This is a genomic window from Alcanivorax sp. NBRC 101098 (genome assembly GCF_001010505.1).
GTDB classification, from domain to species: Bacteria; Pseudomonadota; Gammaproteobacteria; order Pseudomonadales; family Alcanivoracaceae; genus Alcanivorax; species Alcanivorax borkumensis.
Map to the genome: position 1 here is coordinate 201,580 of NZ_AP014613.1, position 23,363 is coordinate 224,942.

Consider the following 23,363-nt stretch of genomic DNA (forward strand, 5'->3'; position numbering starts at 1 on the left):
AATTAAAGGATGTTAAGCAATGCCCTTGCGGGCGGTTTTGCTATTCTTGCCTTGCTGCTTTTTAAACATAACTTCGAGCAGCCGCTGATAGCCTGTGGGCATCAGGCGCTGGGTGGTGTCGAGCATGATGGCATCGCCGCCCACCAATACTCTCCGCCGGTTCTTGCGTACAGCTTTTAGAATAGTTTTTGCTGCGGTTTCTGGTGTGGTCATAGCGATTTTTTCAAACATATCGGCAATATCTTCTTTGTCACCGATACCCATGTCACCCATGTCGCCCATGCGGCTGTTGCGAGCGATATTGGTTTTGACCCCTCCAGGGTGAACTGAAGTAGCGCTGACGCGGCCGCCCTCTATATCAAGCTCTTCGCGCAGCGATTCTGTAAAACCGCGTACAGCAAATTTAGCGGCATTGTAGGCAGATTGAGTCGGTACGCCGATAATGCCGAACACGCTTGAGATATTGATGATGTGCCCTTCATCAGCACGCTTCAGGTGCGGCAGGAATGCTTTGGTGCCGTATACCACGCCCCAAAAATTGATGTTCATAAGCCATTCAAAGTTCTCGTAGCTCATGTTTTCTACGGTTTCACCAAGACCAACACCCGCATTGTTCATGATGATGTTGACCTTGCCGTGCTCAGTAACGGTGTCGTCCGCGTATTTATAGACCGCTTCGCGATCGCTGACATCAACGACATGGCTGCTAACTTTCACCGGATAATGGGCAAGCATCTTGATGGTTTTCTCGAGGCTTTCTTGGCTTATATCTGAGATAGCCAAATGGCATCCCTTTTTTGCCAGTGCAATGGCTGTGGCCTGGCCGATACCGGAGCCCGCTCCTGTAATGGCGGCAACTTTTCCAGAAAATGACTTCATCGTTGTGCCTCTTTGGTTAGCGCGCTGCCGAGTAGCTGTTGAACCAGTTTGCGCTTAGGTTTATGGAGATTTTTGCCTTCGAAATGCAGGTAGCCATCATCAAGCTTCCCATAACGAAGGGCGGGAAGGTCGCGCAGGTAATCGTTCAGTGTTTGCCAAGGCTGTTTGGTTCCTTGGCGTGGTAGGCGATCATCGGCACGCTGAATGTATCCTGACCGAAGGTTGAGGAAGTTGACGTCAGTTCCACAGTCCTCTTCGTCAACGGGTGTCACCTTGTCAGCGCCGGTCTTCTGCATATGCTTGAGTAGGCGACAAACAAACTCGGAAGCGATATCGGCTTTTAGGGTCCAGGAGGCATTGGTATAACCAAAGACGAATGCCATATTGGGGATGTTTTCAAGCATTAACCCTTTGTACATCATGGTGTCTGAAATACTGGGTTCCTTACCGTCCACACGAATGCTTGCGCCGCCGAACATTTGCAAATCCAGACCGGTGGCTGTGACGATGATATCTGCGGGAAGAAGTTCTCCGGATTTAAGCTTTATGCCAGTTTTAGTCACGCTAGCTATATGATCTGTTACCACCGAGGCTTTGCCTTCACGAAGAACCCGGAAGAGATCGCCCTTTGGCACCGCGCACAACCGCTCTTCCCAAGGATTGTAGTGCGGTTGGAAATGCTTCATGTCGAAATCTGGCCCAAGCTGCTTACGGGCAGCGGCTAACAGTAATCTGCGGATAGCCTTGGGCTTTCGGATTGACAGTTGGAATACGCTTCTCTGAAGTAAAACGTTGCGCGCGCGAGCCATACGGTAAACGACCATTTCTGGTAATACACGACGCAGGTTTTTAGAGATTAGATCTTGCTCCGGAACGGATGCAACATAGCTGGGAGAACGCTGTAGCATGGTCACATGAGAGGCATTGTCTGCCATTGCCGGTACCAGCGTTACAGCTGTGGCTCCGCTACCGATTACGACCACCCGTTTACCACTGTAATCGTAATTTTCAGGCCAGTGCTGAGGATGAATGACGTCGCCCCCAAAGCGCGTTATGCCGGGTATTTTGGGTGTGTGGCCAGCATCATAGTTGTAGTAGCCAGTGCAATTGAGCACAAATCCGGCTGTGAAGGTTTCCTCTTCACCGGTTTCCTCGTTCTGGGCGGTGACGGTCCAGCGATTGCTCTCGCTACTCCACTCCTCGGAAAGAACTTTGAGACCGAAGTGAATTTTGTCAACGACCTGATGCTGTTCGGCAGTTTCTTCGATGTACTTGCGGATGGAGGGACCGTCGGCAAGCATTTTTGTGTCTGTCCAAGGCCGAAAGTTATAGCCGAGAGTAAACATATCTGAGTCCGAACGAATGCCGGGGTAGCGAAATAGGTCCCATGTGCCGCCTACTCGCTTACGACGCTCGACAATTTCGTAGCGTAGATCAGGGCAGTCGCGGTTAAGATGGCAAGCTGCTCCCACGCCGGACAGGCCAGCACCTATTATTAGAACGTCTAGATGTCTGTGTTTCATGTTTTAACTCTCCGCTCAGTGGAGCGTATCTGTTGAATGGGCGGATCAATCGATTGAAGGAAATCCATCACAGCCCCCGTAAAAATGCTATTGCGGTCACCGGCTACCATATGACCCGCTTGCTCAATCACCCGGTACTGGGCTTGGGGTACCAGGGCCAAAAGCTCTTGAGCACCTGTTTCGCTGAGTACGTCACTGTGGTAACCACGGATCAGTAATATCGGCATGCTGAGGTGCCTCGCCGCACGATTGAGTCGGGCCCCGCCGAACATGCTTTCATCTGTTTCGGGGATCTCGGCATGATCAAGAAACGCTGGATCCCAGTGCCAGTGGAGACGACCGTTCACATCCTCACGCAGGTTTTTGCGGAGACCCTGTGAATTCGCGGGTGCTTTGCGCCCCGGGTTATAGGCAGCGACCGCGTCCCGCACCTGCTCCAGAGAGTCAAATCCGTCACGGTGGCGACGCATGAATTCAATAATCCGGCGAACGCCGTTGCGTTCCAGCTTGGGAGCCACATCTACCAGTACAAGGCCACGGCAGTTCAGAGAAGCCTCTTCTCCAAGCGCGAGCATGGCAGTGAGGCCACCCATTGATGCACCGACGATATACGGCGACGAGGGGAGCGACTGAATGATAGCGCGGAGGTCGGACACCAAGGCAGTGGCGCTGTAATCACCTTTTGGACACCACTGGCTTTGCCCATGACCTCGGGCGTCTATGATAGTGGCGCAGTACCCGGCCTTTGCCAGGACGGTTGCCGTGTGCGTCCATGCATGACGAGTCTGTCCGCCGCCATGTAGCAGTAGCACCTGCGGCGACTTTGGATCACCGAACCGGGTCGCACTAAGAGCCAAACCTCCGTTTCCTTGGAACTGTATGTCCCTGCCAGTCTCCGGGGTGGCACTTGAAGCACTCTGGTTACGCGTTGTGGGATTATCTTGATAATGCATTATTAAAGGCACTTGATTGTTTGGTCAAACAACCAAATGGTAACGTTTCATTCACAAAAAGGGAAGTGCTGCTTGAGTAAATTGTCGCAGGGGTGCAAATGTGGCTAAAAAAGCCCTTCATGAATTCTACAGTGAGAAAAGGTTCACCACGGATTAGATCGAGATAGGTAGGGGCGAACAATGCACCGAGTTACACTGTTTTGTGCGGCCAAGCAACACAACAAAAACATTGCGCTCATGCCCGAGGCTACGTTTGCGTAGAATGGCCAGAAGGGTTTCTTTCCCTGTCATGACTCCCGCCTTTCTGCCTCTGAGTACCCGATTCCCCCGTTACACACCTATGTAGCGGTTGCTACCAAGCGTGTCCCTTGATTCATGATCTCGGTTGCGTCGTATTCGAGATCGGCATTCATTTGAGTGCTGAATCTGGCTTGAGGTGTGCGGCTAGCAGCTTTGGGCGGGTTGTCTGTCTAGCGTTGGCTCACAGAGCAATTACGCTAGCATGCAGAAGGGCTGGCTGTGCCGATGTTGCCGCTCAAGTTGATTGCCTCTCTGCCAGGATTGCAAACCACAAGGCCATCGACAAGACCCGACGGGGCGCGATCTGGTGCCCCGGATCTTGGCTAGGCCCGCTATGTGATGATGGATAAATCTGCCCTGTTCAAGGAGATCGTTATACCAACATGGCAGTGAATGCCAAGAGAGGTAGGTGCTCTGGGTAAACGAAGGTCGCTTCAGAGCCGTGATTCGACGGTTCTTTGAGCGGGTGTGGCCACACTCCCGTCAGATTCAAGCGGTGGCAATGGACATGAGCTTGACCATGGATCTGAGGTCGAGGCTTGCTTCCCAACGCCCGGGTGGCCTATGGGTTGTTCGATGCGATGGCCAAATTCGGCAGGAGATATGATAGATCGCGTGCGGGGGGATCAAGGCAATGATTCACTTCGCCAAAAAATGGACACTGTACGCAGAGGATATCGCCGCTAGTGCCACTTCGCGCTGAATTCTTGAGCCGAGCCTAGCATGCTAGAGGGAATGAAGGTTTGGATTAAGGTCATCAAGAGAATGGCTTACGGTTTTCGGGATAACGGCTACTTCTTCGTGAAATCTACGCCGCTTTTTCGGCATCCTGCCCTAGACCATAAAAAAAGCCCCCAATGAAGGGGGCATAAGAGTGCATAGCATTACGGGGAATGCTTTAGAGATTTTTAACTGGCAAGAAGGTGAATGTCAGGTCTACGCCTAGGGGCGGTACCTCCAGTTCCACACCAGCCAAACCTATGCCCAAAAGATCAATGTTGGCCGGTATGATGAGGGGGTCAGGATTGCGGACCTTTAGAATCAGGCGGCCATCGTCAACAAAACGTAACGGCCCTTCCAGGACGACCCCAGTGATTAGTTTGCTGCGGATATCATGTCCGAGTTCAATAATTAGCCGTGGTTCTAGTTCTGGTGCATCTACCATGAGATCAAACGTGGTGCTGAACCAGGGGCCATCAGGGGTTTGGGTGATATACCCCGTGATTGGGTTGTTGTTTTCGTATGCCAGGCGGAGCATCAAAGGGCCTGTGTCTAGTGGTATGGAGATTATTCCCAATGCCCTAGCCTGCAGAAACACGCTGGTGGTGGGGAGAATAGTGGGAAAGACTTTCGCAATCACGGCGCCGGTGACTTCATTTGACGTGCCCGGGTCACTGTCGATGAGGCGGCGGTTTACGGTGACATCTGGTTCATAGCTGCTTACCCCGGCTTGCAATGCACCTGCGCCCACGAAAGCAAACTTCTTTTCTGGGCAATCTTCGCCTATATCACAGCCAATGTTGGCATCGGTTACAACGCCAGAGAAGTCTTTGAGTTGAAGTTGCAAGTAATTGAATTCCGCAGTCGCTCCACCGTTTCCATCCGGCTCCGCGCCTTGCTCGCTGTCTTCGAGACTGAGGTTCGCGTTTACATCTGCTACCGGAAGTGAGCGTAATGATACGCGGGTAATCCGATCCTCTTCCCCTGTTACCACAAAGTGATTGGTCAAGTTAGGGCCGCCTTCTCTCAGGCCAGGAGCGGTAGAGCTGGACTGAGACAGTTGGCGTGTTTGTATCGGGGCTCCATCATTTGAACAAATGGCGTTGCCCCCACAATTTGGAGACCCGGCCTCAGAGTGAAGGGTATAGCGGTAAAGGTCACCAACTTGCCAAGGGCTTTCAGGATAAAACTCGGTCCGTTGTGCAAATACCTTAAGACGGCCGTTGACGAGCTCCCACGCATTATTGCCAGTGTTAAAACGCTCAACAACAAAGGTGTTCTCGTTGACAGTGGCTATGTCGATGCTGCGGCTGAAAATAGCTCGGAGGCTAAAGTCCTTGAAAAGGTTTGGTACTGGGTAAAGCGGGTCGCTACTTTTGCCGCCTACACATCGACCGTTTCGCCAGTTTTCGCGTGGTCCGGTTAGCACGGCACCGGTCATCGCACAGGGGTAGCCCGGGAAAACAGCGGAGACAAGAGGTGAACGTAACTCATTTACGTTGCCATTGGGAAGAATGAATTCCGGCAGGCGAATATCGAGTGTTCGATCTTGGTTAAGCGAATTGCCTTGAGTATCTCGAAGCAGGCTGGTCAGGGTTACCTGGATATCTTTGCCATGCTCAAGAATGTCTTCGCTTATCACCACCGTGGCGCCATCATGCCTCATCTCGAATGTTTGAACTACGCCATCGACCCTAACCTGAATGGCGCCGTCAAGAAATACCGATGCAGGGTCCAGTGGTTTGTTGAAGTTCAAGATAATTGGATCGCCGGGGCGAGCATTGGGCTGGAAGATGCCTGGTACCCAAGAGTGAAGTTGCAGAGGGCGTGCATCGGGAGTGGGTGAAGGCGCTTGGCGCTGGTTTTCGTAGGCCTCCATGCGGAATGAAAGTAAGCCCGATGCCTTTTCCAAGCCTAACACTTCGGGTTCGACTACGCTGACTGCATCCAGTACCAGCACCCCATCTTCAACAACGGCTAGCCCGGCTACCTGTACATTGAGCAGGTTCTGGCTGAGGGCTCCGTTCGGCGCCATTCCTTCTGCGCTCATTGCCGCGTCCATATTAAGCAGGGCATAACGAGGGACTGACGGTGAATCACTGAACGGATTGGGAATCAGGTAACCGTTGGCGTCACTGAGCAGTGTGATGGTAACTTCACCTGTCTCAAGGCCGGAGGGTATTTCGCCCAAAATATTGACATCGACAGGTGAGCCCCGCAGCACAGAACCGGCGGGCACTCGCAATGGCACAGCACCAGGAAAATCTGGTGCAAAGCCTAGATCGGCAGCAAGATCACCACTCAATGCCGTAAAGGACTCGTTGCCCAGCACAAAGGACTGGACGGGGACCTGGTTGATTGGGTTTCCGGTTAACAACGAGGTCAAATCAGGCTGCTCAGCACCAAGGCTGCCTACCTTAAGAATGGATGTTGCGCGAGGAAGTGTCGAGACTGGAACAAATGTACGATTGTATTCTGGCAACTCAGCACCGGTTGTTTGGGCGCGCAGTCCAGTAATGGTCAATGTGTGTTCCACCGGTTCCAGATCCTGGGAGGGGTCGAGGCTCAGGTATCGGCCCTGCAAGAACAGGGAGGCAGGCACTAACTGGCCCAGGTTGTCACGCAGCTGGACGGTTCCGTTTTCGCCATAACTTGTGCTGGTAGGGTCAAGTGTCTGGTTGAATGCCATCCTGAAAGTGCTCATGTCGTTGGGGCGACTGGCATCGTCGTTCGATGCGAGCAATTGTGGTTGGTCCAAGGGGGGGGCCGAGAGTAAAGTGAAGGGGCCGGCGCCCATGGCTTCCGCTGCGCCAGCTTGGCTGCCGGCGGTCTGAAATTGCACGCGGGCCACGGAATCACCATCAATGGCTCCGAGGCCGGCTCCGCTGACGGCTAGGTGGTAAGTTTCCGCTGGAAGCAGGGGGGACAGGGGGTGCAGAACCAGACCCCTGCCGTTATCCGTCACCTGATATTCAACCGCGACTGTGCTGTCGTCGGGATCACTTACCAGCAGCAGCCGGGTATCAATGTCGTCAATCACCTCTTGATCAAGCTCAGTGGAAAAACGCAAAACCACCAGGGCGGAAGATGGTACTTCTATTTGATCAGGGTAAGGATAAGAGAAAATCAGGCTATCAGGAGCTTGCCACGTAGTTGTAGTTGTCACATCGCCCTCATCATCGCCTCCGCAGCCATATAGGATGCTAGCTATGGTCGCGACGAGAAGGGCGGTAAATAATTGATAAATATTAGTTTTTTTTTCATTCATTATTATTCTCCAGGTATTATCGCACGGCAGCTGTTAAAACTTCAGCGATAGAGAGGAAGAAAATACTTGGATTTCGCCATCGGCTCGTAGGGTCTCGTACGAGTTGGGGTTAGAGGGGGAGTTGATAGACGTTAACTCAAAGTCTGCTTCATCCAGCATTTGATACTGGTATGCGAAGGCAAGTTCTAGCGGCATATGCAATACCGGCGCGTTTGCTAGGCGGTAGCTTGCACCTAAGCCGAAGATTTTTTTATCGGTGTCTAGGTAATTAACATCTTGGGATCGGTTGGACTTTAAGGGGGAGTCCTCCAGGGCCGCACCAGCAAATAGCTTCATTGATTCCGACCACTGATAACTGACACCAATACGGGGAATAGTGATGTCGTCAAATGCCAGGTTGGCCTGGTCACGGATGGTATCACTGGCGAACTCGCGTTCAAGAGCAGACCATTTATGTTGCTCAATGCCGGCGGTCAGTTCGAATTTGCCTACCGGAAGCAGGAGCGCCGCGCCGAGAACCTCGGGTTGATAGGTGTCGATGGTGCTCAATGCCAGACTCAGCCCTGGTTCAGGTATAACCCCAGGCACGACTACGTTTGCATCGACGGACACCTCGTAGCTGCTTTCATCACGCCAAAATAGCGCAACTTCGAGTTTGTCCATGCCAAAAGGCATGCATTCACTGGAACCGCAAAACATTTCGCCAGAACGGATATTGATACCTAATGCTGGGGATAGTGAGGGGGACGCTTCAAGGGAGAGATTTTCCGAGTCAGTGTTGCCGCCCAGGTCCGAGACTGTTTCCAGCTTTGCTTTAGCTTCCAGGGTTAGGCGGGCGGAGGCCCCGACGTCAACGCCTCTTATGATATTGCTGACAGCGCCACCAAACGCAAGATAAAGTGGTTGCGACTCGTAGCGTAGGAACTGCCCTTCTTGTGAGGTATTGGCTTGGTATGGCAAGAGGTTGGATGTGTATTCATCGGTACCAACGTTAAGCCCGAAATAGATCGGTCTTTTGGTGCTGCTGATGCCGGCTATGCGGCTTTTGAAGCCGATTAATAGCAACTCGGAGCTGCTGTCGGAGAGTACATCGTTCTCGCGATCTAAAGGCGCGGAGCCCCCCAGTGATTTGCCTCGTAGTTCTTGGTCGCCATATTGTGCAACGATACTCAGTTCGCCTTCCTCTGAGCGGGCCATTGCTGCAGGGTTATAGTAAACCGACCAGCTGTTGGACGTAAAAGGGCTGAATGCGAGGGCAGAGCCTACATTCATGGGGCCAAGCCCGTAGTTGGAGGCTCCGTCGCCAGCACCAGCAATGGTTAAGCTAGGAGAGAGTAGTGCGGTGCCGCAAATAACAGCAATGAGAGGCAACCGTTTTGTTTTTGTTGAAGGCATCATGGGCTCCTTAAGGGGGGTGTCTTTTTTTTGGTTATTTACTTTGTTTGGCCATACAACCAAGCAAATTTCAAATTTGTCAGATTTCTTGTCTTGTGTCTATGTCTACGCAGCGCCTGTCTTTGCCCTCCCACATATGATTATTGACAGATGACTAGAGTGTATGTGGAAGTGCCTAACAGTTACAGTGATAGCGGTCGATTAAATCGTGGTTTCTCGACCGGGGCTAACGTATCCAGTACCTCACGTCTGTGATGTGGTTAGAAGAGTTAGCAAATTATAATAGTAATGCAGTTTGCATCAGCATAGCCCCGAAGAATAGCCTAGTTATTTTGCCGTGCCCAGTGGCACGCTAGGTTAGAAGGTTGTTTTCCGTCAGGGCGCCTTTTGCAGGGGGTCAGGGTATGCGGCTAACCCGTTTGCTTTCCACTGTGCTGGGGGTGGTGGGATTTGGGTGATCGCCCAGTCGACTGAACTGGTAATGGTTCATTGGCAAATGTTTGGCCCGCCACAGCATTTCTAAAGAGGTAGATGGGCGCAGCATCGGCGCGTCACCGTGGTGGTCGAAGTAGTAACTGTTTGACTGCGCACAATTGTGGTTGAGGAACACTGTGTTCTGCTGGCGCTTCTGAATATTGCGGAAATAATCGTCATGTACTGACTGGCGAATTTCCACTTGGGTGGCGCCACGCCGGTTGGCTTCGCGGATGCAGCGTGAGAGGTGGATAGCATTACCCTCGACCATCTTGAAATAAGAAGTCCCGATAAGAGCATAGGGCCCGAGCATAATGTAGAAGTTCGGGTAGCCTGGGATGGTCAGGCCTTCGTAGGCTTGGTAGCGATGGTCATGCCAAAAATCGCCCAAATTAATGCTGTTGCTGCCGATTACGTCGAAAGAGGGGATGTTTCCTTTCTCAAAAGTTTTGTAGCCGGTGGCCAGGATCAAGGTATCGATGCGTCGTGAGCGACCATCATCGGTGGTAATGCCGCTGGAGGTGATGTGTTTAATCGGCGTAGTGACTAGCTCAACGTTGTCCCGGGCGAAGGTGCGGAAATATTCGTTGGAGAACGTGGGCCTTTTACAGCCGAACCCGTATTTCGGTGTCAGTTTCTCCCAAAGGTCCTTGCGGTTGGGCAGTTGTTTACGCATGTTGGCGATGCCCGCTTTTTCGCACATGCGCACCAGCCAAGGGGCTTGGCGGTAATAAATTGTTGAAAGCACCATCAGGGTTTCACTGGCGGTATCGGTGGCTCCGCGCAGGGTGCGTTGCAGACCCGGTACGGTTCGGAACAGGCTCTTGAGCCAGCCGGGCAGGGTGTGATCCGGTTTTTTTAGAACCCAGATAGGGGTGCGCTGGTAGACATCGAGTTGGCGGGCCTTGACGGCAATTTCCGGAAGCAGTTGCACTGCGGTGGCTCCGGTGCCTATCACGGCAACCCGCTTGTCACTGAGATCCAGATCGTCCGGCCAGCGGGCAGTGTGAATGACTTCGCCTTGGAACTTCTCCAGTCCCTCAATATCCGGCATTTTGGGCGAGATCAGCCCGCCGCAAGCCGAAACAATATGCCGCGCTCGAAGTTGTCGCCCATCCCCAAGCTCAAGCACCCAGAGATGGTTAGCAAGATCGAAGCTGGCGCGAGTGACTTCGACGCCAAAACGAATAAGGGGGTAGATGCCATACTTGCTTGTTACCTGCCGAGTGTACTGGTAAAGCTCGTTTCCCGGAGCGAATACTCGCGACCAATTTGCGTTCTGTTCGAACGAAAATGAGTAAGTGAAAGAGCTAATGTCGACAGCGATCCCCGGATAACGGTTATCGCGCCATGTGCCACCCACATCCTCACTGCGCTCAAGGATCAGAATGTCCTTGATGCCATCGGCACGTAGCTGGATTGCGGCACCAATGCCGGAGATGCCAGCGCCAATGATGATTACTTCATGATCGGGGCTAATGTTATAGCGAGGATTCTGGGTTGCAAAAGCAGCCATGTTCATGACGATATCTCCGGGATTGTCGTGTCGCTCTCGTTTGCAGTGTGAAATGCCTCCTCGTGGGCGTCTGTGGTGGCAAGATATTTGCGAAGAAAACGGACGATTGTGGGGAGGTCTTGTTTTGCCTCCGGCAGCAGGAAAGTGAATACGGGCCAGACGTGTGGCATATCTTTACGTTCCAGAAGCTGCACAGGCACGCCGGCTTGTCGGGCGCAGTGAGCGGCTGCATAGGCATCGTCGCGCAGGCACTCTTCGCTGCTTACAGTGAAAAGTAGAGGTGGCAAGCCGGTAAAGTCTTGGGTGATTGGTGAGGCATATGGGTGGGCGGGATCAGCGCCTGCCAAGTAGACATCCGTTGCGACCTCAATCATGCAGTGAGATAGCATGGCATCACTGTCGCTATTCGCCTGTCGGGACATCAAATTGCCTCGGGCATCTGATGCTGGGGAGATGGCTACGGCACAGGCCGGCATTCTCAGCTTGTGATCTCGGGCGCGTAGTAGCGTGACCAGAGTCAGGTTGCCCCCTGCGGAGTCTCCAGCAATGACTATAGGGCGGGGATCAGCCATTAGTTCACGATAAACATTAAAGGCATCATCCGTCGCTGCCGGGAACGGATGCTCTGGCGCGAGTCTGTAATCTGGAAGAAAAACCCGCGCGTTAAGCGTGCGGGCCAGATGGCCACAAAAGTTGTGATAGGTTGCAAGGCGGCCACCAATAAACGCGCCACCATGCAGGTAGAGTATGGTTGTTTGTGGGTCGGTGGGGCTGAGCCAGTGGCCTGCCGTCCCGGCAACCTTGCCTCGCTGTAACCGTATTCCGCGTGGAAGCGGTGAGGGCGCCAAAGGAGCGTTCATTGCTCTGCGTAGGTGCTTTACCAGTTTGTCCGGGTCGCGTATATCGCGCTTGACCCCGGCACGAAGAAGCAACTTCATGAGGTGTGCGGGAATAGAAGCCATATGTTAGTTCCTTGAATTTTTCTTTCCCATGAATGCGGTTAATCAGCCAGTATTCGGTAAGCTTCGCCAATGGCGCGGGCGTATAGTCTTGGCGTCAAGCGTTTCAGTCGCCAAGCAATGCGGCCGTCGATTTGTGGCAGCATGTACAGATCTCCACGGTCTAGGGCATTGAGGGTCTGGCGAGCAACTTGGTCAGCGTTGGTCAGGGCAAAGCGGGTCATCGCTGAACTGGCAAAGTCACGTCGACGTTCAGGCAGGCGCCCATTCTCGACGATATTGGTCGGAACCACCGTTGGGCACAGGGCGGTGACCTGCACACCGGTTCCAGCCAGCTCGGAAGAAAGCGTTTCCGATAAGGCTAGCACGCCGGCTTTGGTGACATTGTAGGCGGTCATTTCCGGAGCAGATCCGAAGGCGGCCGCGGAGGCCACATTGATGATGCCTCCGTAACCGAGGTCGCGCAGGGCCGGGGCAAAAAAATGGCAGCCGTGAATGGCGCCCCAGAGATTGACGTTCATGCACCAGTGCCAGTCTTCAAGCGACACTTCACCGATCGGACCGCCGAGACCGACCCCCGCGTTGTTGATCAACAGTGTCACCGGCCGGCCGAGCAGGGACTCGGCATTCTCCGCCAGGGACTCCATCTGCGCTTGATCGCCCACGTCGCATTGTTGCGCGATGGCGTGATTGCCGAGTGCCCGCAGGTTGCTGGCCACCTGTTCGGCACGTTCTGCATCGATATCGACACACAGCACCGAGCCACCGCGGCGGGCCACTTCGTAGGCGAAGCTACGACCGATGCCACTGCCGGCACCGGTGATGACGGCGGCCGCTTGGGTGGACGGGGGTAACGGTTTCTTTTTCATGCTTCTCCTCATGCGGGCTCAGCCTGTGGTGCAGAAAGTGTTTCCGGTGCGTGCTTGGCGCGGTGATCTCGCAGTGCCTGGTACGCCTTCTGGGCATCGCCGGTTTTTTCGTAGGCGCGCTTCCAGATACGAATCACATCACGGTTGTCATCGTCCCAAGGATGGAAGGTGGGTGAGAAGTAGGGTGTTACACCACCGAGGACCTTGGAGAGAATGCCGGGCCGCCAGAACAACACCTTGGTCATTTTTGCTGCTGAGCGCAGATTCAGAATCTGGCGATCTTTGTAGAGTAGATAGGTCTGGTTGCCAATCATGAGGGGAAAACCCAGGGCGATGGCTAGTAGCATGCCACTGGCGCGCAACCGGTAGCTGCGAAAGCCGCCGCCACTGGCATCGACGAACACGTCGTAGCTGACACTCTTGTGCTCGGTTTCTTCAACAAAGTGCCAATAGAGCATGGCGCGCAGTTCTGGGTGGGTCTCGTCAAAAAGTTCCGGATGCTCAAGGAGTACCGAGGAGATAATCGCAGTGAAATGCTCGAACGCCGCAGCGATGGAGCTCTGCATGTCGTCACTGAGACGGTGCTGGAGTTGCTTTCGAATCAGTTTGAAGACGCCTTCGACTTTGTCGATGGGAACCCCATGCTGCACCCCGATGGCATTCATTTCGTCGTGCTCGCGAGCATGAATGCGCTCTTGGCGAATGAATTCCTTGGCGGCATTGAGCACCTCCGGGTCGTCAAGCTTGCTAAGCTGTCGCCTGGCTGAGTTCATAACCCAGCGCTCGCCGTCTGGGACGGCGGCAAGGATGGCGTTCATCCAGTGGGTGGACCAAGGGTCATTACCGAACCAGTGGCGGGCCACGTTTTCGATATTCATGGGAAAGTGAATGTCACGGGTTACAACCTCGTCGTAACCGATCTTGCGATTTGCTAGGGCCATTGGATTGCTCCGATATAGAGTTCATTATCTAGACTTTATTTGTATGACCAACCAAATTCAATATTATGGGCTAAACAGTGTTCTTGTTTATGTATAGCCTAGGTGGAGCGATCTGAGAGCAAGGCTGGGCCGCCTCCAAAAGGAATGTTAGAATCAAAGACTTACAGCATGGGAGTGGCTTGTGGGAAGAAAAAAAAATCAGGCGATGTCGGTGGCCGAGACGGATCGAGAGTTTGTGCTTGGTGCTGCAGCTCGTCTGTTTCGGCAAAAGGGCTTTGATAAAACTACCGTAAAGGAGATCGCCGAAGCTTGTGGCATGTTGCCTGGTAGCCTGCATTATCGTTATCCCTCTAAAGAGAGCATCCTGGTAGACCTAATGCGGCTGGCACTTGAGCAGGCGTCGGGGTCCTTGTCTGAGGCAATTAAGGGGGAGTGTGATCCCCTTGAGCAGGTGCGGCTGGGGATCAATGCCCACCTTGAGTTGCTGGTTGGTGGGTCGGATAAGGTCTATGTGTTGCTTTTTGAGTGGCGCTCCTTACATGGTGCGTCACGCCAAGAAATGATTGATCTCCGGGACAGATACGAACTTCTATGGTCTGCTATGTTGAAATCCTTGTCATCTCAAGGGCTTATTCGTGCTGATGTGGATCGTGATCTTCTGCGCCTTATTGGGCTCGGAGCGTTAAACTGGGTGGCAACGTGGTTTAACGAAGACGGCCGGTATACCGTGAAGGATATCGGTGACTTTGTCTGGGCGGTAATAAAAGATGGGGTAATTAAGCGGTAGGTGGGCGCTTTGGTTTGTGGATTGAGGTCGGTTGGTCAAAGGTGTGTCTGAATATCGCGGCGTACGATCCGATCAACATACGAATCTTGGGATCGCCTTCCCCGTAGAGCAGGGGCTCGTTTTCAGTAGCCTGCGAGGGGCGCTCCCCTGGTCGTCCACAGACCCCTCTCAGCCTGCTAATCAGTGCGCTGCCTGTACTGATCGGGCGGCATGCCAAACCAGCGCTTAAAGGCTCGCCTAAAGCTTGCAGTGTCGTGATAGTTTAGCAGTGAAGCGATAGCCTCTACGGATAATTGGGTATCGCGCAAGTAAGCGGAAGCTTGACGGGAAAGAATTTCAGCTCGAACCTTTCGAAAACTACTATTTTCTTCTTTGAGTTTACGCGAGAGGGTGCGCTTGCTAATGAATAAAGCGCCGGCCGCCTCTTCTTCGCATAGTGTGCCGGCTGGATGAGACAGCATCATTTTTTTGAGTAGGGTTTGATAGTCTGGTTCATGGTTTTGCAGTCGAGCAAGCATAGATTCGCATTGCTGAAAGGCGAGGCTATAGTTTTCATTGTTCGCTGAAGCGTTTGGTATCCGGCATAACTCCATCGGGAAAGTGAGTTTTAGCTGATTGGAGCCAAAATGAATCGACCCAGGCAAATAATCTGGGTATACAGCTTGGTATGTGGGGGCTGGATGGCGAAAATAGACCTCGGCTTCGTATAAGGGGTGCCCCACGATGAATTCGCCCATTTCGAAGAACGCTTTGATAACGGCCTCCGCCAAACATCGCTCAACATCTTCATCTACCACCACTTGGAAGTTAGCCAAGCATACGAGGAGATCATCAACCTGTTGCAAATGTAACTGGATGAAGCTTGCGCGCGTGGGCAGGAAGGTATGGAATGCCTGTAGTGCGGCCAGTAGGTTCGGGCTGCTATAGGCTACCAAGCCCATTACACCATGGGTTGCGGGTGTTAGGCGCGAGCCTAGTCGTAATCCGAACTCAGGCTTGCCAGACAAGGCCAGAGCATTGCGCAGGATGCGAATCTGCTGGGTCGCAGTGAGTAAGCTGTCTTCTTTCAAAAGCTGCTCAACGTCGAGGCCTGTGCCGCGCAGTAACTTTGGTAATTGCCGGGCAGCGAGACCAAGTTCACGTGCAATCAGTCGTGAATAATTCGACGGAATGTCAGCTTCGGGGGTTTGGGGGCCCTCTTGCTGTGATGTTTTTGGCATAATCACTCCTTGGGAATGACCTTGATTGTCTTGAAATGTCCCCATGCTGTCAAGAAATGTCCTCGCCGGCATGGCTATACAGCGACAAGCTAGGTTTCATACAGACTTTTGGTAGGAGAATGCAGCTGTGGGAAAAATCACCTTTATTGAGAATGATAAAACTGAACATGTAACAGAATTTGAGGCAGGTATTACTTTGATGCAAGTTGCCTTAGACAACGCCGTTCCCGGTATTGATGGGGATTGCGGCGGGGAGTGTGCCTGTGGTACCTGTCACCTGATTGTTCCAGAAGAATGGTTCGATAAAACCGGGCCGATTAATGATGCTGAAGAACAAATGTTGTCCATGACACCTGAGCGTGCAAAAACCTCTCGGTTGGGGTGTCAGGTTAAGGCCACTGAGGCAATGGACGGAATGACTGTTCAATTGCCAGAATTTCAAATGTAAGTGCGGAGAGCGACATGTCAACGAGTTCAAGTACAAGTAATGACATCCAGGCAAAAATAATTAACGCCACATCCAAAGTCGTGCCAATGCATCTACAGATCAAGGCACTAAAAAACTTGATGAAGGTGAAGCGGAAGACCATTGGCACTTCCCGCCCTCAGGTGCACTTTGTTGAAACCGATTTGCCTGACGTCAATGATTTGGCGATAGAAGATATCGATACGAGTAACCCTTTTTTATACCGACAAGGTAAGGCGAATGCGTACTTTAAGCGGTTGCGTGATGAAGCGCCGGTGCACTATCAGAAGAACAGTGCTTTCGGGCCGTTCTGGTCGGTAACACGCTACGAAGATATCGTCTTCGTGGACAAGAGCCATGATTTGTTTTCCGCCGAACCCCAAATTATCTTGGGTGATCCTCCGGAAGGCCTGTCGGTTGAAATGTTCATCGCTATGGATCCTCCCAAGCACGACGTACAGCGTCGGGCAGTCCAGGGTGTTGTTGCGCCCAAGAACCTGAAAGAAATGGAAGGACTGATCCGCAAGCGCACCGGGGACGTACTCGATAGCCTGCCGTTGGACACTCCGTTCAACTGGGTGCCGGTGGTGTCGAAAGAGCTGACCGGGCGCATGCTAGCCTCACTGTTAGATTTCCCGTATGACGAACGCGAAAAACTGGTTGGCTGGTCGGATCGATTGTCCGGCGCGTCCTCGGCAACCGGCGGCGAGTTTACGAATGAAGATGTGTTTTTTGATGACGCGGCAGATATGGCGTGGGCTTTCTCCAAGCTTTGGCGTGATAAAGAAGCCCGTCAAAAAGCAGGTGAAGAGCCGGGTTTCGATTTGATCAGCATGCTTCAGTCCAATGAAGACACAAAAGATCTGATCAATCGTCCTTTGGAATTCATTGGTAATCTCGCGTTGTTGATCGTTGGCGGTAATGACACCACGCGTAACTCAATGAGCGGGGGGGTGCTGGCTTTAAATCAGTTCCCAGAGCAATTCGAGAAGCTAAAGGCGAACCCAAAGCTTATCCCCAATATGGTCTCTGAAATCATTCGCTGGCAAACGCCGCTTGCGTATATGCGCCGGGTTGCCAAGCAGGATGTGGAGCTGAACGGACAGACCATCAAGAAGGGTGATCGCGTGCTGATGTGGTATGCGTCGGGCAACCAGGATGAGAGAAAATTTGAGAATCCTGAGCAATTCATCATCGACCGCAAAGATACGCGTAACCATGTGTCGTTTGGTTATGGGGTTCACCGTTGTATGGGCAACCGCCTTGCCGAACTGCAGCTGCGTATTCTGTGGGAAGAGCTTCTCCCTCGCTTTGAAAACATCGAAGTGATCGGTGAGCCGGAGCGCGTGCAATCGAACTTTGTGCGGGGCTATTCCAAGATGATGGTTAAGTTGACGGCTAAAAAATAATGACTCGCCAGAACGGAAAGGTGATCGAACAACAATTCGATTATGTGGTGGTCGGTGCGGGCTCGGCTGGGTGTGCAGTGGCTGCCCGCCTTTCCGAGAGCGGCAGTTACTCGGTGCTGCTACTTGAGGCGGGGCCAGAGAGCCGGCGGAACCCCTTCGTTAACATGCCGCTGGGGTTCCTGCAGCTGATGTTTAGCCGCCGCTTTAACTGGCAGTTCAATACCGAACCGCAGCGTCACATGTATGGCCGCTCACTGTTTCAACCGCGCGGGAAGATGCTTGGTGGCTCCAGTGGCATGAACGCGCAGGTTTATATACGTGGCCATGCTCGTGACTATGATGATTGGGCGAGAGAGGGATGTGAGGGGTGGTCGTACGCCGATGTGTTGCCGTACTTCCGAAAAACCGAGCATTACGAACCGCCGTTGGCACCGGCTGAAGCAGAGTTCCATGGCGAAGGTGGGCCTCTCAATGTGGCCGAGCGACGTTATACGAACCCGCTAAGTTCGGCGTTTGTTGAGGCTGCGGTACAGGCAGGGCACCCGCACAATAAAGATTTTAACGGCAGAGAGCAGGAAGGCGTAGGTTTCTACTACGCTTACCAGAAGGACGGAGCGCGCTGCAGTAATGCGCGTGCCTATCTCGAGCCTGCGGCAGGGCGTTCCAACCTTACGGTTCGTAGTGGTGCTCATGTTACACGTGTGCTGCTTGAGGGTTCCCGCGCTACCGGTGTCGAGTACCGGTCTGCCACGGGGCTGGTTCAGGTCCGAGCAGGGCGCGAAGTTGTGCTTTGCGGCGGCGCGTTCAATTCTCCACAGCTTCTGATGCTATCCGGAATCGGCCCACGTGAGGAATTGTCCAAACACGGCATTGAGTTACGTCATGCGCTGGAGGGTGTTGGGCAGAATCTTCAGGATCATATTGACGTATTCATGCGTGTCAAAGCACGCAGTCGCCAGAGTATCTCCATGCATCCCAGCTATTGGCTCAAGGGAATGCGGGCGTTACTGCAGTATTTGACTGGGCGGCGCGGTGTATTGACAAGCAACGGTGCTGAGGCCGGCGGTTTTATCCGCTCTCGGCCTGAGGAATCCATACCCGACCTGCAATTGCACTTCGGGCCTATGTTGTATGCTGATCATGGCCGGGACTTTAAGACGGCGATGAGTGGTTATGGCTATATCGTCATGATTTACGGGCTTCGGCCATTGTCGCGTGGGCGTGTCGGTTTGCACAGCGCAGACCCGCTCCAGGCGCCGCTGATCGACCCTAACTATATGGCCGAGACGGCCGACGTTGAGCAGCTGGTTCGTGGCGTTCATTTGGTGCGCAAGATCCTAGCCCAGCGAGCGCTCGAGTCGCACCATGAGGTTGAAATTTCGCCTGGGTCGGCGTTGAAGAGTGATGATGATCTGGCTGAATGGGTGAGGACTAGCGGTGAGTCGGCATACCACCCGGTGGGCACGTGCAAGATGGGGGTAGATGCAATGGCGGTGGTAGACCCGCGTTTGCGAGTCCATGGACTGCAAGGCTTGCGAGTGGTTGATGCGTCCATCATGCCAACCTTGGTTGGTGGCAACACCAATCAACCGGCAACGATGATTGCTGAGAAGGGTGCAGCCATGATCCTTGAGGATGCCAAGCATACTGACGGTTGAGTGGCGTGTGCCGTGCAGCGCGGCGCGTTGCACCACCTCGTGTCATAATCGCGACAGCTAAACCCGTGAACTCACCTACTCATCTCATTAGAAACGGTGCTTATTTACATAATTTGGCCCAAGGCACAGATAAAGAGAGAAGCATGGAAAACGAAAAACAAGATGCCACTGTCATCGTTGGAGGCGGGCACGCAGCAGGTGCGTTGATGACAGCCTTGATACAAAAGAAATATCCACACGAGGTGGTTCTGGTGGGCGAAGAGCCTTATCCGCCCTACCAGCGCCCGCCTTTATCCAAAACGTATCTGTCAGGAGAGGTTAACGAGGAATCTCTCTATTTGAAACCGCGCTCGGTGTATGAAGGTGCGGGGCATCAGTTGCGACTTGGTGTGCGCGTTGAGAACATTGATCGAGACAACAAAACCCTTACATTGTCAGATCAGAGCACACTGAAATATGGCCGACTGATTCTTGCCACAGGTTCACACGTTAGGCGTCTTAATGCGCCTGGATCTGAATTAAAAGGCATCCATTATCTGCATGACATTGCTGATACGGATACATTGCGCGATCAACTGTCACCAGGTGCCCGTTTGGTTATTGTCGGTGGCGGCTACATTGGCCTTGAGGTTGCAGCCAGTGCGAGCAAGAAAGGCGTTAATGTTACGGTGCTGGAAGGCGCTGAGCGTCTAATGCAGCGAGTTACGGGCGTTGAGATGTCTTCGTTCCTGTATGCTAAGCACAGTGGTTCTGGCGTGGACGTGCGTCTTAATACTGCTGTCACCGGCTTCAAAGCTGGAGATCAGGGGCGAGTGGCTGGCGTAACGTTAGCAAATGGCGAAACGGTTGACGCAGATGTTGTGCTTGTCTCGATTGGCGTTATACCCGAAACGGCTTTGGCTGAGGCTGCCGGCCTATCCTGTGAAGACGGTATCCTGGTGGACGAATATGTCCGCACTTCTGACCCAAGCATCCTGGCGATAGGTGATTGCACTCGTCACCGAAACCTTTTCTTCGAGAAAATGCAGAGGCTCGAGTCCGTTGCTAACGCTGTCGATCAAGCACGTACTGCGGCAGCGACCTTGATGGGAGAGGATAAGCCCTACGATAGCGCTCCATGGTTTTGGTCGAATCAATATGATGTTCGTTTGCAAATGGTGGGGCTCTCGCAGGACCATGATGAACGAGTCATGCGTGGCAGCACGGAAGACAAAGCGTTTGCGGTGTTCTATCTCCGTGAGGGCTGTGTGATTGCCGTTGATGCGGTGAATATGCCCATTGCGTTTATGGTTGGAAAGCAGTTGGTTCAGCACCGTAAGAGTATTAGCGCTGACGTGTTGAGTGATCTGGATGTTGAATTAAAGTCTTTGATCTGAAACCGGTAGTGATTGCCGTTTGTGGCGGTGGCACGGGCTACCGCTGCAAGGCAAGGTTGGGAACAAAGGAGGTAGAGGGTGAAGTATTCCAATGTTCCTTTCTTATTCGGTGCTAGAACCTTTCGGTAATCTTCGCGGCTAAAAAACTGGCTGGATGAATGAGCTGGAAATAGATTCACCGTAGAATTCTGGGATAACGAATTTTTCTTCATAAAGATAAAAGTCGTTATCCCAGAAGCCGCAAGCAGCGGCCTTTTTTCTCGTCGCCATACCGTCTACCGCCATATGGCTGGTTGCCTCCCCCTCCCGCACGTGATTACCCCCCCCCCCTGTCGAATTTGGCCGATTACCACCAGGAACAAACAAAGGCCACACGGGCGTTTTGACCTGTGAACGCCAAACGCTATAGGTATTGGGTGACTTAATGCTGGCGTGGGCTTCCACAGTGCCGTTTCGGCATACGTTTTTTAGCGGGTAATTGTCTGTTTCAACTTCCTGATTCGATTTATCAGTGACGGACCCCTTGCCTTCGAACTTAGCTCACCACTGATAATTCAACGCTGTGCTCGGGGATACCCCGGAGACTGGTATTCCCGCCTCATGCTGCTCGAGATTCGTTAGAATCTGACTGTCGGAAAATAGAGGCGTCTTCATCGTAAAAGTATCGAATCAAAACCTCGATAAATTTTTAGGGGAGAGCGCGTGCGGTGAACCTTTCTTTATTGTAGAGGCCATTATTCTGGTTAGTGCTGTGAATGCCGCAGCTAGAGAGGCCGATAATGTTTGGTAGTGGCATCGAGTCGATGTGTAGAATGGAAGCGAACATTTTAGATCATGCAGGTAGCAGCGATGGATTTTGAAGCGGCTCTTCAGCCTTCTGAATATATAGATTCTGACAGCCCATCGGTGATCAGTTTTGCTGAAACTGTGGTGGGTGACGAGACGGACCCGATAAAAAAAGCGGTAAAGCTATACTACGCGGTGCGTGATGATATTCGCTACGATCCGTATCGGATTTGTTTCTCGCAAGAGGGATTAAAGGCAAGCACGACGCTGGCCAATGGCTATGGTTACTGTGTGGCAAAGGCTGTGCTGCTTGCCGCTGCCGGTCGGGCGGTTGGGATTCCTTGCCGTTTGGGCTTTGCCGATGTGAAAAATCATCTGAGCTCTGAAAAGCTGAAAGAGATGATGCAAACAGATGTGTTTGCTTGGCATGGCTATACGGAGTTGTATATCGATACCCGCTGGGTAAAAGCGACTCCGGCGTTTAATCAATCACTTTGCGATAAGACCGGTGTAAAACCGCTTGAGTTTGATGGCATTCATGACTCTGTATTGCATGCATTTGATCAGGCCGGCAATCGTCATATGGAATATTTGAAAGAGCATGGCGTTTTTGATGATCTACCATTTCAGCAAATTCTTGCGGATTTTAAGAAGTATTATCCGGCCTTTAAGGGGTTGTTCGGTTCGTCTGCTGCTGTTGCGGTTGAAGGGCGTTTCGAGGATGAAGCGTCGGCGGGTTAACGATGGGGCGAGGTATTTACACGCTGATGGGTATGCAGTCATTGCTGCCGATCAACAGGTGTTGAGAGTAGAGGATGGTGGGTGAGAATTATGTTTCACCCACCATTATGGGTTGGATTATGGTGGGTTTGAGCGGATGTCTCTGGACTCTAATTTAATAAAATTTCAATAAGTACAGGGTTTTAAGGATGGGGGGGTTACTCGATATTCTGGATCTGCTCCCTCATCTGTTCAATCAGCACCTTTAGCTCCACCGCTGCCGCTGTGGTTTCGCTGTCTACGGATTTGCTGCCCAGGGTGTTAGCTTCGCGGTTGAGTTCCTGCATGAGGAAGTCGAGCCGACGGCCGATATGGCCGCCTTTTTTGAGGATGCGGCGCACTTCGGTAACGTGGGTTAGCAGGCGATCGAGTTCTTCATCAACGTCCATCTTTTGCGCTAGAAGAACCAGCTCCTGTTCCAGGCGATCCGGGTCCGGGGAGTCAATGACGTCCTGGATGCGGCTGCGTAGCCGTTCACGTTGGGCTTCCTTGATGCGCGGGATGGCGGCTTTGACGATTTCTACTTGGACAATGATGCCGTCGAGCCGTTCTTCAATCAGTTTGCCTAGCTGTTCGCCTTCTCGGCTGCGGGTGTCGATCAGGGATTGCAGGGCTTCATCAAGTAAGGTTAGGGATTCGCGTTGCAGTAGCGCCACATCCAGCTGCCGGGTGCTGAGAACGCCGGGGTGACGGAGAATTTCCATGGGGTTGACCTGGCCGGAATGTTGGACCAAGTCTCCGACTCGGCGAGAGATGTCCGACAGTTGCTTCACTAGTGGCTCATTGAGTTCTAGGGCGGCATCGCTCTCATCTTGTTGGTAGCGTAGAGTAATTTCTACTTTGCCCCGGGCGAGCCTTTTACGGCAGCGTTCACGTACTGCGTTTTCCAGTGAGCGAAGGGCGTCGGGCAGGCGGGGGCTGACTTCAAGGTAACGATGGTTCACGGCTTTGATTTCCCAGACAAGGCCGTAGCCCTCAAGCGGGCGGTCGGCGCGAGCAAAAGCAGTCATGCTGCAAATCATGGTGAACCTCGTTGTTGTCAGTGGGGTGGAGCTCTGCGGTGTTTGCCTGCACGCTCCTACAG

General features: G+C 52.8%; 17 protein-coding genes. 6 read left to right on the forward strand and 11 right to left on the reverse strand.

Annotated elements, in window-relative coordinates; genetic code table 11:
• Positions 1–12: 12 nt before the first annotated feature.
• From AS19_RS00955 to AS19_RS01000, 9 genes are all read right to left on the reverse strand, one after another.
• Positions 13–879 carry an SDR family oxidoreductase gene (locus tag AS19_RS00955; protein WP_011587486.1) on the reverse strand — a complete coding sequence of 289 codons (867 nt, stop codon included), beginning with the start codon at positions 877–879 and terminating at the stop codon, positions 13–15.
• Entirely contained in the window at positions 876–2,402 is a 1,527-nt protein-coding gene (locus tag AS19_RS00960; protein WP_011587487.1) for an NAD(P)/FAD-dependent oxidoreductase, read from the reverse strand. The genes AS19_RS00955 and AS19_RS00960 overlap by 4 nt, the downstream gene beginning before the upstream one ends.
• Positions 2,399–3,355: an alpha/beta fold hydrolase gene (locus AS19_RS00965; RefSeq protein ID WP_046961621.1), complete on the reverse strand. Its 957-nt coding sequence runs from the start codon at positions 3,353–3,355 to the stop codon at positions 2,399–2,401. Before AS19_RS00965 ends, AS19_RS00960 begins: the two co-directional genes overlap by 4 nt.
• Positions 3,356–4,553: 1,198 nt before the next feature.
• Entirely contained in the window at positions 4,554–7,643 is a 3,090-nt protein-coding gene (locus tag AS19_RS00975; protein WP_011587489.1) for an Ig-like domain-containing protein, read from the reverse strand.
• Positions 7,644–7,676: 33 nt separating this feature from the next.
• Positions 7,677–9,041, reverse strand: coding sequence for an OmpP1/FadL family transporter (locus tag AS19_RS00980; protein ID WP_011587490.1), 1,365 nt, complete (start codon positions 9,039–9,041; stop codon positions 7,677–7,679).
• A 394-nt stretch (positions 9,042–9,435) separates the two neighbouring features.
• Positions 9,436–11,034: an NAD(P)/FAD-dependent oxidoreductase gene (locus AS19_RS00985; protein WP_011587491.1), complete on the reverse strand. Its 1,599-nt coding sequence runs from the start codon at positions 11,032–11,034 to the stop codon at positions 9,436–9,438.
• Positions 11,031–11,990: an alpha/beta hydrolase gene (locus AS19_RS00990; protein WP_011587492.1), complete on the reverse strand. Its 960-nt coding sequence runs from the start codon at positions 11,988–11,990 to the stop codon at positions 11,031–11,033. The genes AS19_RS00985 and AS19_RS00990 overlap by 4 nt, the downstream gene beginning before the upstream one ends.
• A 38-nt stretch (positions 11,991–12,028) precedes the next feature.
• Positions 12,029–12,868: an SDR family oxidoreductase gene (locus AS19_RS00995; protein ID WP_011587493.1), complete on the reverse strand. Its 840-nt coding sequence runs from the start codon at positions 12,866–12,868 to the stop codon at positions 12,029–12,031.
• Complete coding sequence (locus AS19_RS01000; RefSeq protein WP_011587494.1) at positions 12,865–13,797, reverse strand: metal-dependent hydrolase; 933 nt, start codon at positions 13,795–13,797, stop codon at positions 12,865–12,867. Before AS19_RS01000 ends, AS19_RS00995 begins: the two co-directional genes overlap by 4 nt.
• 181 nt (positions 13,798–13,978) lie before the next feature.
• On the opposite strand from AS19_RS01000, the gene AS19_RS01005 reads away from it, so the two are divergent.
• Positions 13,979–14,584: a TetR/AcrR family transcriptional regulator gene (locus tag AS19_RS01005; RefSeq protein ID WP_011587495.1), complete on the forward strand. Its 606-nt coding sequence runs from the start codon at positions 13,979–13,981 to the stop codon at positions 14,582–14,584.
• Positions 14,585–14,760: 176 nt separating this feature from the next.
• On the opposite strand, the gene AS19_RS01010 is transcribed toward AS19_RS01005, so the two are convergent.
• Positions 14,761–15,804, reverse strand: a complete 1,044-nt coding sequence (locus tag AS19_RS01010) for an AraC family transcriptional regulator (RefSeq protein ID WP_041704637.1) — start codon at positions 15,802–15,804, stop codon at positions 14,761–14,763.
• Positions 15,805–15,931: 127 nt separating this feature from the next.
• Between AS19_RS01010 and AS19_RS01015 the strand changes: the two genes are divergently transcribed.
• From AS19_RS01015 to AS19_RS01035, 5 genes are all read left to right on the forward strand, one after another.
• A complete protein-coding gene (locus AS19_RS01015) occupies positions 15,932–16,252 on the forward strand; it encodes a 2Fe-2S iron-sulfur cluster-binding protein (protein WP_011587497.1) in 321 nt (106 codons plus the stop codon).
• A 14-nt stretch (positions 16,253–16,266) separates the two neighbouring features.
• Complete coding sequence (locus tag AS19_RS01020; protein WP_011587498.1) at positions 16,267–17,679, forward strand: cytochrome P450; 1,413 nt, start codon at positions 16,267–16,269, stop codon at positions 17,677–17,679.
• Complete coding sequence (locus AS19_RS01025) at positions 17,679–19,337, forward strand: GMC family oxidoreductase (RefSeq protein ID WP_041704644.1); 1,659 nt, start codon at positions 17,679–17,681, stop codon at positions 19,335–19,337. The genes AS19_RS01020 and AS19_RS01025 overlap by 1 nt, the downstream gene beginning before the upstream one ends.
• A 143-nt stretch (positions 19,338–19,480) precedes the next feature.
• Entirely contained in the window at positions 19,481–20,713 is a 1,233-nt protein-coding gene (locus AS19_RS01030; RefSeq protein ID WP_011587500.1) for an NAD(P)/FAD-dependent oxidoreductase, read from the forward strand.
• A gap of 849 nt (positions 20,714–21,562) precedes the next feature.
• A complete protein-coding gene (locus AS19_RS01035) occupies positions 21,563–22,240 on the forward strand; it encodes a transglutaminase family protein (RefSeq protein WP_144412614.1) in 678 nt (225 codons plus the stop codon).
• Between the two features lie 197 nt (positions 22,241–22,437).
• Here the strand turns inward: AS19_RS01035 and AS19_RS01040 are convergent, their stop codons facing one another.
• Positions 22,438–23,289: a YicC/YloC family endoribonuclease gene (locus AS19_RS01040; RefSeq protein ID WP_231860900.1), complete on the reverse strand. Its 852-nt coding sequence runs from the start codon at positions 23,287–23,289 to the stop codon at positions 22,438–22,440.
• Positions 23,290–23,363: the final 74 nt, after the last annotated feature.

Excerpts from the sequence above, each read along its gene's own strand:
- AS19_RS00955 (WP_011587486.1), bottom strand. The coding sequence starts at position 879 with ATGAAGTCATTTTCTGGAAAAGTTGCCGCCATTACAGGAGCGGGCTCC.
- AS19_RS00960 (WP_011587487.1), bottom strand. The coding sequence starts at position 2,402 with ATGAAACACAGACATCTAGACGTTCTAATAATAGGTGCTGGCCTGTCC.
- AS19_RS00965 (WP_046961621.1), bottom strand. The coding sequence starts at position 3,355 with ATGCATTATCAAGATAATCCCACAACGCGTAACCAGAGTGCTTCAAGT.
- AS19_RS00975 (WP_011587489.1), bottom strand. The coding sequence starts at position 7,643 with ATGAATGAAAAAAAAACTAATATTTATCAATTATTTACCGCCCTTCTC.
- AS19_RS00980 (WP_011587490.1), bottom strand. The coding sequence starts at position 9,041 with ATGATGCCTTCAACAAAAACAAAACGGTTGCCTCTCATTGCTGTTATT.
- AS19_RS00985 (WP_011587491.1), bottom strand. The coding sequence starts at position 11,034 with ATGAACATGGCTGCTTTTGCAACCCAGAATCCTCGCTATAACATTAGC.
- AS19_RS00990 (WP_011587492.1), bottom strand. The coding sequence starts at position 11,990 with ATGGCTTCTATTCCCGCACACCTCATGAAGTTGCTTCTTCGTGCCGGG.
- AS19_RS00995 (WP_011587493.1), bottom strand. The coding sequence starts at position 12,868 with ATGAGGAGAAGCATGAAAAAGAAACCGTTACCCCCGTCCACCCAAGCG.
- AS19_RS01000 (WP_011587494.1), bottom strand. The coding sequence starts at position 13,797 with ATGGCCCTAGCAAATCGCAAGATCGGTTACGACGAGGTTGTAACCCGT.
- AS19_RS01010 (WP_041704637.1), bottom strand. The coding sequence starts at position 15,804 with ATGCCAAAAACATCACAGCAAGAGGGCCCCCAAACCCCCGAAGCTGAC.
- AS19_RS01020 (WP_011587498.1), top strand. The coding sequence starts at position 16,267 with ATGTCAACGAGTTCAAGTACAAGTAATGACATCCAGGCAAAAATAATT.
- AS19_RS01025 (WP_041704644.1), top strand. The coding sequence starts at position 17,679 with ATGACTCGCCAGAACGGAAAGGTGATCGAACAACAATTCGATTATGTG.
- AS19_RS01030 (WP_011587500.1), top strand. The coding sequence starts at position 19,481 with ATGGAAAACGAAAAACAAGATGCCACTGTCATCGTTGGAGGCGGGCAC.
- AS19_RS01035 (WP_144412614.1), top strand. The coding sequence starts at position 21,563 with ATGGATTTTGAAGCGGCTCTTCAGCCTTCTGAATATATAGATTCTGAC.
- AS19_RS01040 (WP_231860900.1), bottom strand. The coding sequence starts at position 23,289 with ATGACTGCTTTTGCTCGCGCCGACCGCCCGCTTGAGGGCTACGGCCTT.